The organism is Phenylobacterium sp., assembly GCF_044236515.1.
Classification (GTDB): Bacteria; Pseudomonadota; Alphaproteobacteria; order Caulobacterales; family Caulobacteraceae; genus Phenylobacterium.
Window position 1 is genome coordinate 1 of record NZ_JBIIGK010000078.1, and the last position, 13999, is coordinate 13999.

At 71.4% G+C, this 13999-nt stretch carries 12 protein-coding genes; 6 read left to right on the forward strand and 6 right to left on the reverse strand.

The genetic code is table 11. The annotated features are described in order from the left end of the window. Window positions 1-158: 158 nt before the first annotated feature. Entirely contained in the window at window positions 159-332 is a 174-nt protein-coding gene (locus tag ACILRF_RS09525) for a hypothetical protein (protein ID WP_395672246.1), read from the forward strand. A 629-nt stretch (window positions 333-961) separates the two neighbouring features. Here ACILRF_RS09525 and ACILRF_RS09530 read toward each other — a convergent pair. After that, window positions 962-1642, reverse strand: a complete 681-nt coding sequence (locus ACILRF_RS09530; RefSeq protein ID WP_395672248.1) for a TMEM175 family protein — start codon at window positions 1640-1642, stop codon at window positions 962-964. Window positions 1643-1793: 151 nt separating this feature from the next. Here ACILRF_RS09530 and ACILRF_RS09535 point away from each other — a divergent pair, with 151 nt between their 5' ends. Beyond that, window positions 1794-4130, forward strand: a complete 2337-nt coding sequence (locus tag ACILRF_RS09535) for an ATP-dependent helicase (protein WP_395672250.1) — start codon at window positions 1794-1796, stop codon at window positions 4128-4130. A 48-nt stretch (window positions 4131-4178) separates the two neighbouring features. On the opposite strand, the gene ACILRF_RS09540 is transcribed toward ACILRF_RS09535, so the two are convergent. After that, on the reverse strand, window positions 4179-4592 hold the full coding sequence (locus tag ACILRF_RS09540) for a hypothetical protein (RefSeq protein WP_395672251.1): 414 nt from the start codon (window positions 4590-4592) through the stop codon (window positions 4179-4181). Between the two features lie 151 nt (window positions 4593-4743). Between ACILRF_RS09540 and ACILRF_RS09545 the strand changes: the two genes are divergently transcribed. From ACILRF_RS09545 to ACILRF_RS09555, 3 genes are read left to right on the forward strand one after another with little or no spacing between them, the layout of a single operon-like run. Next, the gene (locus tag ACILRF_RS09545) at window positions 4744-5211 is read left to right on the forward strand and encodes a hypothetical protein (protein ID WP_395672253.1); all 468 of its coding nucleotides are present in this window, start codon (window positions 4744-4746) and stop codon (window positions 5209-5211) included. Window positions 5212-5254: 43 nt separating this feature from the next. Continuing rightward, entirely contained in the window at window positions 5255-6151 is an 897-nt protein-coding gene (locus tag ACILRF_RS09550) for a 50S ribosomal protein L11 methyltransferase (protein ID WP_395672255.1), read from the forward strand. Between the two features lie 59 nt (window positions 6152-6210). After that, complete coding sequence (locus tag ACILRF_RS09555) at window positions 6211-6591, forward strand: hypothetical protein (RefSeq protein WP_395672257.1); 381 nt, start codon at window positions 6211-6213, stop codon at window positions 6589-6591. Between the two features lie 7 nt (window positions 6592-6598). Here ACILRF_RS09555 and ACILRF_RS09560 read toward each other — a convergent pair whose 3' ends face one another. Beyond that, window positions 6599-6943, reverse strand: coding sequence for a GIY-YIG nuclease family protein (locus tag ACILRF_RS09560; protein WP_395672259.1), 345 nt, complete (start codon window positions 6941-6943; stop codon window positions 6599-6601). A 94-nt stretch (window positions 6944-7037) separates the two neighbouring features. Between ACILRF_RS09560 and ACILRF_RS09565 the strand changes: the two genes are divergently transcribed. Next, a complete protein-coding gene (locus ACILRF_RS09565; protein WP_395672261.1) occupies window positions 7038-8849 on the forward strand; it encodes an aminopeptidase P family protein in 1812 nt (603 codons plus the stop codon). 1 nt (window position 8850) lies between these two features. Here ACILRF_RS09565 and ligA read toward each other — a convergent pair whose 3' ends face one another. The 3 genes from ligA to ACILRF_RS09580 form a co-directional block, all read right to left on the reverse strand. After that, window positions 8851-11181 (reverse strand): NAD-dependent DNA ligase LigA, encoded by a 2331-nt coding sequence (gene ligA, locus ACILRF_RS09570; RefSeq protein WP_395672263.1) that lies wholly within the window; start codon window positions 11179-11181, stop codon window positions 8851-8853. A gap of 20 nt (window positions 11182-11201) precedes the next feature. Further along, window positions 11202-12896: a DNA repair protein RecN gene (gene recN, locus ACILRF_RS09575; RefSeq protein ID WP_395672265.1), complete on the reverse strand. Its 1695-nt coding sequence runs from the start codon at window positions 12894-12896 to the stop codon at window positions 11202-11204. Window positions 12897-13091: 195 nt separating this feature from the next. Then, window positions 13092-13955, reverse strand: coding sequence for an outer membrane protein assembly factor BamD (locus ACILRF_RS09580; RefSeq protein ID WP_395672267.1), 864 nt, complete (start codon window positions 13953-13955; stop codon window positions 13092-13094). Window positions 13956-13999 lie beyond the last annotated feature (44 nt).

The window sequence follows — 13999 nt, forward strand, 5'->3', positions numbered from 1 at the left end:
TCGGGGCTCAAGCGGCATAGCTCCACGCGCGAAGGCGTCGCGATACCGGCCGGCGCCTGCCGCGTCCAGCCGCCGGGGCTTAAGGCGCCGGCTGAGCGGGTCCGTTGACCACGCCGCCCGGCGTCGCGGGGGCGCCCGGCCCAGCGGGAGCGGCGGGCATGATCGACGCGCCCTCGGCCTGGGCCGGCATCGTGCCGCCCTGCGGCGTCCGGTCTGTGCCCTGCCGCTGCACCATCGCCACCACCATCCAGGCGACCAGAGCGGCGATCACGATCCAAAGCAGCGGCGGAATTCTTGGCCGGGACTTCCCGGCGCCCGACGAAGGGCTCTGATCCGTCATGGGGATGTTCCTCGCGTTTGCGCTGCGAACGGAGGCTGGGCGGCGGAAGTTCCTCGGCGCCTCTTAAGCCAGCCGCCGAGCGTGCGACCGATGTTCGGTGTTCGCGACAAAACCGTACACCCCTGCAACCGCTTGCCCTCGGTTGCGGAGCGGATGGTGGGTTTCGATCGTTGCGGACAGCGGAGGCTCCACTACTGTCTGCCCATGAAGCGAAGCGGAATTGCTCCCTCATTCGTGATCGCGACCATCCTTCTCACGACCAGCCATGCTTCCCAAGCGGCCGCGGCACACAACCGGCCGGTGCAAACTCAAAGGGCTGCCTGCGACCTAACCAAGCGAGCTGTGGCCGCCGAACGTCACCTACAAACTTCTGTCATAGCGTTCTGTGACATCATCCCTCCGGATGCGGGTCCGAAAGGCTACTATGTCGTTGGCCTTCACAGTAAGCGCGACGATTGCGGTGACGATGTTTGCGGCAGCACTTTGATAGGGTGGTTTGTCGTTGAAGGATCGACAGGCCGCGTGTTCGAGACCGATGTGGAAGACTGGCGACCGGGGCGACTGATCCAACCGTCGCCGGACGCTCGGTAGCCACCCGTCGCGTCCCCCCCCCGCCCGCGCTTACGCGCTGGTCTTCTCTTCCCCGCTCGGCTCCTGGCCGGGTTTGTAGCGCGGCCTCGGTTGGGGCAGCAGGAAGAACGCCACGCACAACAGGGCGAGGCTCACCCCGGGGCGCGGCGCGGCAAGGGTCAGTGGAACCGCGGCGATCTGGACGAGAGTCGCGAGGCCGTAGCGGCGAGTCATCTGCCGCAGGAAGTCCGGGGCCAGCCGCTCATCCATGACCCGTCGCCCTGACATCCCGTAGAACCACTTGCCCATCCAAGCGCAGGCGGTGAGCGCCAGGCCGACGGACATCGTGACGGCGGCCTGCGGCTCGAACGTTGTCCCCAGGTGGTAGCACCAGGCGCGGATCGGATACGGAATGAAGACGATGGCCAGCAGGAACAGCAGATTGAGCACGCTGAACCCGTGATCGCTCTTGGCGTATATGCGCCTGGAATAGTGATGCTGCACCCAGAAGGCGCCGATCACCGCGTAGCAGAGCAACAGCGCCAAGTGCTCCCGCCACTGCTCGGCCATGGCCTTCAGAAGGTCGCTATAACCATGCGGACCCTGCGGAGCCCCCGGGACCTTGATCTCGACAATCAGCAGCGTCAGGGCGATCGCGAAGACCGCATCACTGAAGCCCTCTAGGCGGTCCAGGCCGCGCTCGGCGCCATGGGTCTTGCCGCGCTCGCTCATCGTCGGACAATCGACACTCCCTTGCGAAGTTGCGACGACCCTCAAAAAGCGGCTTCCCGCCCGAGTTGCTGACGTTCGCACCGGCCGTCTTGCGGAACACAGGGCGAACGCGGGCTAACGATTCGGCGCGCGAGATGCTAAGTGGCGTCCGATGTCCCCGTCCGAATCCCAGTTCCCCGACGACCGGTCGCCCGCCCCTGTCCGCATCTCCGACCTCGCTCGCGTCGACGCCCGCCCCGGCGACTATCTCGACGGCCTGAATCCGGAGCAGCGCGAGGCGGTCGAGGCGGTGGACGGCCCCGTGCTGGTCCTCGCCGGCGCCGGCACGGGCAAGACCCGTGTCCTGACCACCCGCCTGGCCCACATCCTCGCCACCGGCCGCGCCCGGCCGTGGGAATTGCTCGCCGTCACCTTCACCAACAAGGCCGCCCGCGAGATGCGCGAGCGGATCACCCACATCATCGGCCCGTCGGCCGAGGGCTTGCGCTGGCTGGGCACCTTCCACGCCATCGCCGCCCAGATCCTGCGCCGCCACGCCGAGCTGGTCGGCCTGAAGTCGAACTACACCATCCTCGACACCGACGATCAGGAGCGGCTGATCAAACAGGTGCTGGAGGCCGAGAACATCGACGCCAAGCGCTGGCCGCCGAAGATGTTGGCCGGGCTGATCGACCAGTGGAAGAACCGCGGCTGGCGTCCCGACCAGGTGCCCGCCTCCGAAAGCGCTCACTTCGCGAACGGGCGCGGCCAGGCGCTCTACCGCATGTACCAGGAGCGCCTGCGCGTCCTGAACGCCTGCGACTTCGGCGACCTGCTGCTGCACAACCTCGCGATCTTCACCAGCCAGCCCGACGTGCTGGCCGACTATCATGACCGGTTCAGATACCTGCTGGTCGATGAGTATCAGGACACCAACGTCGCCCAATACCTGTGGCTGCGCCTGCTGGCCCAGAAGCGCCAGAACGTCTGCTGCGTCGGCGACGACGACCAGTCGATCTACGGCTGGCGCGGCGCGGAGGTGGACAACATCCTGCGCTTCGAGCGCGACTTCCCGGGCGCCAAGGTCGTGCGGCTGGAGCGCAACTATCGCTCGACCAGCCACATCCTCGCCGCCGCCTCCGGCCTGATCGCCGCCAACAAGGGCCGGCTCGGCAAGACCCTGTGGACCGAGGCCGACGGCGGCGAAAAGGTCATCGTCCGCGGCGTCTGGGACGGCGACGCCGAAAGCCGGCTGATCGCCGACGAGATCGAACGCGCCAGGCGCCAGGGCCGCAAATACTCGAACATGGCCATCCTCGTCCGCGCCTCGTTCCAGATGCGGGCCTTCGAAGAGCGGTTCGTCCTGCTGCAGATCCCCTACGTGGTCATCGGCGGCCCGCGGTTCTTCGAACGCGCCGAGATCCGCGACGCCATCGCCTACCTGCGGCTTATCTCCTCGCCCGACGACGACCTGGCCTTCGAGCGGATCGTCAACACGCCCAAGCGCGGCATCGGCGACACCACCGTCCAGAAGCTGTTGCAGATCGCCCGGCTGAATGGCGTCCCCGTCGTCCAGGCCGCCCGCCAGGTGGTGCTGACCGACGAGCTCGCCGCCAAGACCCGGACCTCTCTCTCAAACTTCCTGCGCGACCTCGAACGCTGGCGCGGCGAGGCCCAGCGCATCGACCACGCCCGGCTGATGGAGATGGTGCTGGAGGAGAGCGGCTACACCGACGCCCTCAAGCTCGACCGCTCTCCCCAGGCCCAAGGCCGCTTGGAGAACCTCAAGGAACTCGTCCAGTCGATGTCCGGCTACGAGACCCTGGAGGCCTATCTGGAGCACGTCTCCCTGGTCATGGAGCTGGAACGCGGCCCAGCCGCCGACAGCGTCCAGGTCATGACCCTGCACCAGGCCAAGGGCCTCGAATGGCCGCTGGTCTTCCTGCCCGGCTGGGAGGAAGGCGTCTTCCCCTCCCAGCGCAGCATGGACGAGAAGGGCGAGAAGGGCCTGGAGGAAGAGCGCCGCCTCGCCTACGTCGGCATCACCCGCGCCCGGGAAGAGGCGCGGATCTCCTTCGCCGCCAACCGCCAGGTCTACGGCCGCTGGACCAGCCAGTTGCCCAGCCGTTTCGTCGACGAGCTGCCTCCCGCCAACGTCGAGGCGAGCTCGGAGACCGGCTATTACGGCGGCGGCCCGGGCATGCAGCAGCACGGCAGCCGCTGGGACGAAAGCCCGTCGTTCGGCGCCGGCTATTCCTCGCCCGGCTGGAAACGCGCCCAGGCCTCCGGCTACCGCGGCGGCCACCCCGGCCGCCAGCAGGTCATCGAAGGCGAAGGCCGCCTCGTCGCCGTCACCTCCGCCGCCAGCGCCTACAAGGGCGGCGACCGCGTCTTCCACGTGAAGTTCGGCTACGGCCGCGTCAGCGCCGTCGACGGCAACAAGCTCACCGTCCAGTTCGAGAAGGCCGGCGAGAAAAAGGTCCTCGACAGCTTCGTCGAAAAGGCCTGACCGCGCCCGTTCATCCTGCCGGGACAGGCCCGGCCATGACGAGCAAGATCAGGAACGCCGCGCCTTCAGCAGCCGCAATGTCAGCGCCGCCACGCCGGCGATCCCGGCGACCGTGGCCCCGACGATCGCCGCGCCCCCCACCGCCCGTGTCCGGTGCATGTCCTGCGACGCCGCCTCGGCGGCCTCCAGCATCGCCGGCGGCTGCACCTCCGGCGCCGGCAGGATCGTCGCCCGGCGGAAGGTGACGAGGTTGCGCGCCAGGTCGACCTGCGCCTCGAAGCCGGCGTCCATCCAGGCCCGCGCGTGCGGCCGGCCTTCGGCCCGCGTCCACCAGGTCCGCCCGGCCCGCGCCCCCTTCGGCAGAGGAAAGCCCAGCACGGCCTCGATTTCGGAGAAACTGGCGCTCCACTCCGGGCCGGTTTCGGTGCGCAGGCGCTCGGACAGCGGATGGTATTTGGTCATGTCGGGGCCTCCCGCGGTCTCAACGCCCGGGATCGCAGATCGGACCAGCCCTGCGGCCCGATCCTGAACCAACTGCGCCCCTCGCGCTTTCTATCGCCGGAAACGCGGAGGCATTCCGGTGAAGGACAGGCGGATCTTGGCAGGGGTGGGCGTGGCGGCGGTCGCAGGGCTCCTGCTCGGCGGCGCCATGAAGCCGGACCTGCGCGCCGATGAGCGTCCGGAAGGCCCGCAGATCTTCACCGGCTGGTCGGCGGCGCGGTCGACTGGGCCGTTCGACGACGGCTGGACTCTCGCCTATCGCGACGGCCAGCTGCCGCAGTACGTCACCGGCTCCGACTGGGCGCCCGTAGCCTGGCGCGAGGAGCCCGTGGTCGAGGCCCCCGCCTTCGAGGCGTCGGCCTATGCCGACAGCGCCTTCGACGACCCCCAAACCACTCCGACGCCGACGGTCTGGGAGCCGCCGCCCCAGCGCGCCGACTACCCGTCGATGACCGGCGGCGTCGCCTACGGCGCAGATCCCGCCCATCGCCCCGCGCCGGCCTTCGAGCCGGTTGCCGACATCGACGCCGACGCACCGCCCGAAGCGACCGGCGACACCACCGTCGTCGCCATCGGCTGATCGGCCCTCGCCTTTCCGGCCCGCGGCCGCTAGACGGCCCGCCATGAGTGAAGCCGCCGCCCCGCCTGCCGACCTTCCCGTCGCCGCCCGTCAGATCATCGCCCGCGGCCCGCGCGCCGACGCCGAGGCCGCCGCCGTCCAGCTCGACGAAACCCCGGCCACCGAGACCCTGACCTATTCCATCCTCGAAGAGGACGAGGACCGCGACGTCTGGCGCATCGACGCCTTCCCGACTTCGGACGAGGAGACCACCGCCCTCCTTGCCTCCCTCGCTGCCCATCCGTCGCTGCGCGTCGTCAACGAGAAGCTGGCCGACGCCGACTGGCTGGCCATGGCGCTGTCGGGCCTGCCGCCGGTGCGCGCCGGCCGGTTCTTCGTCTACGGCGCGCACGACAAGGGCCAGGCCCCTGCCAGCACCATCAACCTGCGGATCGAGGCCGGCGCGGCGTTCGGCACCGGCCACCACGGCACCACCGTCGGCTGCCTGCAGGCCTTCCACGACCTCCTGAAGGCCCGCCGCTTCGAGCGCGTGCTGGACGTCGGCTGCGGCACCGGGGTGCTGGCCATCGCGGCGGCGCGCACCGGCTCGCGCATCGCCATCGGGACCGACATCGACGCGCCCTCGGTCCGCATCGCCAACGAAAACGCCGCCCTGAACGCCGCCGACGCCCGCTTCGTCCACGCCAGCGGCCTCAACGATCAGAAGGTGCGGGCCGAAGGGCCCTACGACCTCGTGTTCGCCAACATCCTGGCGCCGCCCCTGGTCGCCCTGTCGCACGACATCAAGCTGGCCCTGAAGCCCGGCGGCGTCGCCATCCTGTCGGGCCTGCTCCGCACCCAGGAGCGGCGGGTGCTCGCCGCCTATACCTCCAAGGGCTTTCGCCTCGTGCGCCGGCTGCACCGCGACGCCTGGGCGACCCTCGTCCTCAGCCGCGCCTAGGAACCGCCGCATCCGGCTGGCGTTACCTCACGGCTCAGCTTGGGCCGGAGGAGAACGTCGTGTCCGAAGCGCCTGAAACCGCGATCCCCGCCGAACGGGTGGTGGTCGTCGAGCGCCGGGGCGCCGCCGCCGGCTGGTGGGCCGCCGCCCTGATCGCCGTCGTGGCGGTGGTGGGGGTCATCGCCTTCCTGACCCGGCCTGCCGGGCCCCTGCCGGCGGCGCCGGTCGCCATCGCCGAGCCCGCGCCCGTCGCTACCTCCACCGCCGCCGCTGTGGTGGCCCAGGACGCGGCCCTCCAGGCGAGCCGCTCGGCCCAGCGCGCGATGGAAGGCGCCGCCCGCGCCACCGAAGCGGCTGCCCAGCAAGCCGGCGACGCCGCCCAGGCCACCGCCGACGCCGCCGCCTTCGCGCCGTCGGACCTCGAGCCGACCGGCCCCTGACCGAGGCTCAGCCGAACACCTTCGGCGCGCCGAGCGCCGTCAGCCAGTGCGCCAGGCGGTCCTTGAGCCGCGCGTCGAGGCCGAACCGCTCCAGCGCCTCGTCGTCGATCGTCTCCAGCACCTCGAACGCTGGCGCTCCATGCGCCGCATAGGCGGCGTGCAGCGCCGGATGCAGCCGCCCGCCCGGCCCCATCTTCAGAGCGAAGGCGATGGCGTTCGGCTGCTGGCCGAGGTTCTTCGAGGGCCCGACCCAGACCTCCCCCGTCCCCACGCATCGCAAGGCGAACACGCCGACTGCCGGCTTGCGGTCCTTGAAGTCGCGCAACAGCGCCCGTCGAGCTTCCTTGTCCATGGCCGCGCTCTAGCCCACGGCGACCTCGACGTCAATTTTACCCGGATCAAATCAGACCTTTGCCCGCTCTCTCCAGAGCGCCTACATCTGACCCATGCGCCAGACCTTCGACGAGACCACCGATCCGACCTTCGGCCCGCGCCACCTGCCCCTGATCCGCGCGGCGATGGCCGCCCAGGGCCTCGACGGCTTCCTGGTCCCGCACGAGGACGAGCACCAGAACGAATACCTGCCCGCCGCCAACGACCGCCTCGCCTGGGCCACCGGCTTCACCGGCTCGGCCGGCGCCGCTGTGATCCTCAAGGAGCGGGCCGCGGTCTTCGTCGACGGCCGCTACACCCTTCAGGTCCGCGACCAGGTCGATGCGACCAGCTTCGAGATCCGCGACCTCGTCGAGGGCGGCGTCCCCGCTTACCTCGAGACCGCCGCCGCCCGCGGCCAGGCCATCGGCTACGACCCGCGGCTGCACAGCCCCGACGCCCTCGACCGCCTGAAGGCCGCCGCCGCCCGCGCCGGCGCCGAGCTTCGCCCGGTGACGCCCAACCCGGTCGATCAGGCCTGGGGCGCCGCGCGTCCGCCGCAGCCGATCGCCCCCGTCGTCCCGCACCCCCTGCAGTATGCCGGAGAGGATTCGGCGACCAAACGGGCCCGGGTCGGCGCGACCCTGTCCGGCGGGGCCGACGCAGCGGTGCTGACCGCTCCCGCCTCCATCGCCTGGCTGTTCAACATCCGGGGCGGCGACGTCATCCGCTCGCCCCTCCCGCTGGCCCAGGCGATCCTGAACCGCGACGGGTCGGCCCGACTGTTCCTCGATCCGCAGAAGGTGACCGCCGACCTGCCCGCCTGGCTCGGCAACGGCGTGCGCCTGGAAACGCCGGAGGACCTGCCGCAGGCCCTGGCCGAGCTGCGCGGTCAACGGGTCGTCGTCGATCCCGCCCAGTCCTCCGCCTGGTACTTCGAGGCCCTGGCCGGAGCCGGGGCCGAGATCGTCCGCGGCGAGGACCCCTGCGCCCTGCCCCGCGCCGCCAAGAACCCGGTCGAGGTCCAGGGCGCCCGCGACGCCCATGCCCGCGACGGCGCCGCCCTCGCCCGCTTCCTCCACTGGCTGGCCACCGACGCTCAGGCCACGCCGCCCGACGAGGTCGAGGTCGTCTCGAAGTTGGAGGCGTTCCGGGAGGCGACCGGCGCGCTCAAGGACCTCTCCTTCGACACCATCGCCGGCGCCGGCTCGAACGGCGCCATCGTCCACTACCGGCCGACTTCGCGGCTCAACAGGCGCGCCGAGGCCGGCTCTCTGCTCCTCGTGGATTCCGGCGCCCAGTACCTCGACGGCACCACCGACGTCACCCGCACGGTGGCGATCGGCCAGCCCAGCGCCGAGATGCGCCAGCGCTTCACCCTGGTGCTGAAGGGCAACCTCGCCCTCGCCCGTGTCCGCTTCCCGGCCGGCACGACCGGATCGGCCCTGGACGCCCTGGCCCGCGTCGCCCTGTGGGCCCACGGCCTGGACTACGACCACGGCACCGGCCATGGGGTCGGCTCCTACCTCGGCGTCCACGAAGGCCCGCAGCGGATCTCCAAGGCCCCGAACAGCGTCGCCCTGCGGCCCGGCATGATCGTCTCCAACGAGCCCGGCTACTACAAGGAAGGCGCCTACGGCATCCGCATCGAGAACCTGCAGGTCGTCACCGAGGCCGCCGACATCCCCGGCGGCGAGCGGCCGATGCTCGGCTTCGAGACCCTGACGCTCGCCCCCATCGATCGCGCCCTGATCGACGCCGACCTGCTGACCGCCGAAGAGCGCGCCCAGCTCGACGCCTACCACGCCCAGGTTCTGGCGGTGATCGGCCCGCAGCTCGAGCCGGCCGTTCGCGCCTGGCTCGCCGAGGCCTGCGCCCCCGTCTAGCTCAGTCGCCGACCAGGGCCAGCCACTCGTCCTCGGTCAGCACCTCGATGCCGAGCTCAGCCGCGGTCTTCAGCTTCGACCCCGCGCCCGGACCGGCCACCACCAGGTCGGTCTTCTTCGACACCGAGCCAGAGACCTTGGCCCCCAGGCGCTCAGCCTGGGCCTTGGCTTCGTCGCGGGTCATCTTCTCCAGGCTGCCGGTGAAGACGATGGTCTTGCCGGCCACCGCCGTATCGGTCTTCGGCCGCTCGACCTGCTCGATCTCGGAAAGCTCGGACACGAGCGCCGCCACCACCTCGCGGTTGTGCGCCTCGTGGAAGAACTGCGCCAGCGCCCGCGCCGCCACCGGCCCGACGCCCGCGATGCCGGAAATCTCCGTCAGCGTGCCGGACGGGCCGTCCTCGCGCGCCACGCGTGCCAGCTCGACGATGGCCGGCCAGTCGGCCGCCAGGTCCGCCAGCGCCCGCCGCGCCGGCGCCGCGACGCCGGGAAACGCCAGCGCCAGCTTCTGGTCGATCGGCGCCGCCGGCCAGGGATCGGCGTCGCCCAACTCCGCCGCCGCCATCACCGCCAGGGTCCGGGCGGACACCCCATGGCCCTCGGCCAGGCGCGTCCACTCGACCGACGGCAGCCCGGCGGCGATCTCAAGGCAGGCGGCGTGGAAGCTCCCCCAGTCGCCGAAGTGGCGCGCCAGCAGCATCGACGTCTGCTCGCCGATCTCGCGGATCCCCAGGGCGAAGATCAGCCGGTCGAGCGGGATCGTCCGCCGCGCCTCGATGCCGGCGACGAGGTTGCGCACGCTGGTCTCGCCATAGCCGTCCTCGGCCCGCAGGGCGTCGAGCTTCTCCGCGTCCCGGGCCAGCCGGAAGATGTCGGCCGGCTCATTGAGCCAGCCGCGCTCCCGGAAGGCGATGAGCTGCTTCTCGCCCAGCCCCTCGACGTCGAAGGCGCGGCGGCCGACGAAATGCTTCAGCCGCTCGACCAGCTGCGCGTCGCAGATCAGGCCGCCGGTGCACCGCCGCCGCACCTCATCGCCCTCGCGCACCGCTTCCGAGCCGCATACCGGGCAGTGGGTCGGGAAGAGGTAAGGGACCGCATCCGCCGGACGCTTCTCCGCCACCACGCCGAGGATCTGCGGAATCACGTCCCCCGCCCTCTGCAGCACCACCGTGTCGCCGATCCGCACGTCCTTGCGGGCGATCTCGTCCTCGTTGTGCAAGGTGGCGTTGCGGACCACCACTCCGCCCACGGTGACGGGATGCAGCCGCGCGACCGGCGTCAGCGAGCCCGTCCGCCCGACCTGGATGTCGATGCCCTCCAGCACCGTCAGCGCCTGCTGGGCCGGGAACTTGTGGGCGATGGCCCAGCGCGGCGTGCGGGCGACGAAGCCCAGCCGCTGCTGCCAGTCCAGCCGATCGACCTTGTAGACCACGCCGTCGATGTCGTAGCCGAGCCCTGCCCGGTCCGCCTGGAGCGCGTCGTAGATCGCCTCGAGGTCGCCGCCGTCTGCGACCCGGACCGAGCGTGGGTTCACCTGGAATCCCCAGGACTCCAGCGCCTTCAGCGCCTCGGCCTGGGTGGCGCCGAACGCCCCCGACGCCTCGCCCCAGGCATAGGCGAAGAACCGCAACGGCCGCTGGGCGGTGATCGCCGGATCCTTCTGCCGCAGCGAGCCGGCGGCGAAATTGCGCGGGTTGGCGTAGGTCCGCGTCCCGGCCCCCTCGGCGGCGGCGTTGAACGCGTCGAACTCGGCGTTCGGCGCATAGACCTCGCCCCGGATCTCGATGACGGCCGGCCAGCCGGAGCCGGCCAGCCGATGCGGAATGTCGGTCTGCGGCAGGGTCTTCAGATTGGCGGTGACGTCTTCCCCGGTCCGCCCGTCGCCGCGCGTCGCCCCCTGGACGAGGACCCCGTCCTCGTAGCGCAGGGAGGCGCTCAGCCCGTCGATCTTCGGCTCGGCCACGAAGGCGACCTCTTCGCCTGGGTCTAGCTTCAGGAACCGCCGCACCCGGGCCACGAAATCGGCGACCTCGGGGGCGCTGAACGCATTGTCCAGCGACAGCATCGGCACGCCGTGACGCACCGGCGCGAACTGGCTCGACGCGGCCGCCCCGACCACCTGCGAGGGCGACCGCTCGCTCGTGAGGTCCGGAAACCGCTCCTCGATCTCCAGCGCCCGCCGCTTCAGCGCGTCGTACTCGGCGTCCGAAATCGTCGGCTGGTCTTCCTGGTGATAGCGGATGTCGTGCGCCGCCAGCTCCTCGGCCAGCGATTGCAGCTCCTCCGCCGCTTCGGCTTCGGTCAGGTCGTCGACAGGGGGGCGGGAATCCATGCCGCGAGCCTAGCGGAAGTTCACGCTCCGATCAGCGCCCGTGCGGCCGCTCGCGCCGCGTCGGTGATCTCGGCGCCCGCCAGCATGCGCGCGATCTCTTCCTCGCGGTCGGCGGGCGACAGCACCTCGACCGTCGTGCGCAAGCGGTCGCCCTCGCCGGCCTTCGCGATCCGCCAGTGCGCCTCGGCGCGGGCCGCGACCTGCGGCGAGTGGGTCACGACCAGCACCTGGGCGTCTTGCGCGAGCCCCTTCAGGCGCAGGCCGACCGCGTCGGCCACCGCCCCGCCGACCCCCTGGTCGACCTCGTCGAAGATCATCAGCGGCTGAGGCCCGCCCCGACCGGCCAGCGCCGCCTTCAGCGCCAGGGCGAACCGCGCCAACTCGCCGCCGGAGGCGATGGCGCCCAGCTCGCCGAATGGCGCGCCGGGGTTGGTGGCGACCTCGAAGGCCAGGCGGTCGGCGCCCGCCGCTCCCGCCCGCGCCTCGTCCAGCGGCTCGACGACCACCCGGAACCGCGCCTTGTCCAGCTTGAGCGGGCCGAGCTCGGCCATCACCGCTGCGCTCAGCCGCTCGCCGGCCGCACGCCGCGCCGCGCTCAGCGCCGCGGCGGCGGCGAGATAGGCCTCCCGCGCCTCGGCCTGCGCCTTCTCGGCGGCGATCAGCGTGTCGCCCGAGGTCTCCGCCGCCCGCAGCCGCTCGGCGAACTGGCGGCGCACCGCCGGCAGGTCGGTGACCGTGACGTTCAGCTTGCGGGCCAGGCCACGCAGGTCGAACAGCCGCTCCTCCGCCTTCTCAAGGCGGCTCGGCTCGAAATCGAAGGCCTCGGCGCAGGCCTCGACCGCCGCCTCGGCCTCCTGGGCCTCGACCAGCGCCCGGTCGAGCGCCGCCGACGCCTCGGACAGCCGCCGGACCGCCGTCCCGTCCTCGCCGGCCCCGGCGTTCAGCGCCCGCTCGCGCGCCCGGTCGACCGCCCGCAACGCGCCGGCCAGCTTGCCGGACAGGCCCTCGAACGCGCCCTGCGCCTGGGCGATGTCGGCCAGCGCCTTTTCCGCCGCCCCCAGCACCGCGCGCGCCTCGGCGAGCTCGGTCTCCTCTCCGTCCTGCGGGTCGAGCCGGTCGAGTTCGGCCAGCCGCAGGGTCATCTCCTCGGTCTCGGCCTCGCTTCGCGCCGCGTCGCGCTGCAGATCCTCGACGCGGGCCCGGGCCGCGGTCCAGGCGCGCCAGGCGTCCTGCGTCGCCGAAAGTTCGCCCGCCAGCGCCCCATAGGCGTCGAGCAGGCCGCGATGGGTGCGGGCGTCGAGCAGCCCGACGGTCTCGTGCTGGCCGTGCACCTCGAGCAGCGCCTCGCCGAGCTCGCGCAGCACCCCGACGCCGGTCGCCTGGTCGTTGACGAAGGCGCGGCTGCGGCCGTCGGCCCCCAGCGTCCGGCGCAGCACCAGGTCCTCGTCGCGGGCGTAGGACAGGCCCTTGTCTTCCAGCAGGTCCCACACCGGATGCTGCGGCGCCGGCGCAAATACGGCCGACACCAGCGCCTGCTGGGAGCCGCGGCGCACCAGGCCCGCATCGGCGCGGGCTCCGGTGGCCAGGCCCAGCGCGTCCAGGATGATCGACTTGCCCGCCCCGGTCTCGCCGGTAAGCGCCGTCAGCCCCGGCCCGATCGACAGGTCGAGGGCTTCGATCAGCACGACGTCGCGGATCCACAGCCCGATCAGCATCGGCCGCCAAGATCGCTGGGAATCGCCGGCGCGGGAAGCCTAAACCGGAGATTTTGGTCCAGTTTTGTTCTCCGGCCTCGCTCCGCGCGTCGTGGCGGGTTCCGGCCATTCAAGCACGCGAAAGCCGCCGGCAGTCCTCACAGCGCCGCCGACGGTCAGGGCGGTCGGGACGAGCCCGGCCGGAAGGGCTGGATATCAGGTCGCCGGCGCCTGGGCCGAGGCGTCGGACGCGGCCGCCGCCGGGGCGGTCGCTGGCGGGCGGACCGTCTGCGACTTGTCCTTGCGGAACGGCACGCGCAGGAAGCCGCGGCGGCTGCCGGCCGGCTCGACCGCCGGGCGCAGCCCGCGCGAGGTCAGCAGCTTGTAGGCGTCGGAATACCAGACATCGCCCGGGTAGTTGTGCCCGAGCACCGCCCCGTTGCGCGTCGCCTCTTCGGTCAAGCCCAGCGTCAGATAGCTTTCCGACAGCCGGTACAGCGCCTCCGGCGTGTGGCTGGTGGTCTGATAGCGGTCGACGACGGTGCGGAACCGGCCGATGGCGGCCAGGGTGTCGCCGTTGCGCAGGTACCAGCGGCCGATGGTCATTTCCTTGCCGGCCAGCTGATCGTTGACCATGTCGATCTTCAGCCGGGCGTCCGAGGCGTACTCGGTGTTCGGATAGCGCTGAACGATCTCGCGCAGCGCCGCGAGCGCCTGGCCGGTGGCCGCCTGGTCGCGGCCCACGTCGACGATCTGTTCGAAGTAGCAGATAGCCTTGATGTAGTGGGCGTACGCCGCCGCCGCGTTGCCGGGATAGAGCTGGATGAACCGCTCGGCGTCAGCGATGGCTTCCGGATAGTCGTTGGCCTGGTAGTGCGCGAAGGCCTGCATCAGGATCGACCGGCGCGACCATTCCGAATAGGGGTGCTGGCGCTCCACTTCCTGGAAGTAGTTGACCGCCTGGGCCCACTGGCCGCGGTCCATCCGGTTCGCGCCCGTGTTGTAGAGCAGCTCGACCGGCCGCTCCTCATACGCCAGGCGGGGCTTCTTCTTGCCGCCGGCGCAACCAGCCAGGGCGATAGCGCAGACGCCGACGGCGAGAGCCGTGCGAACCGACCGATTGC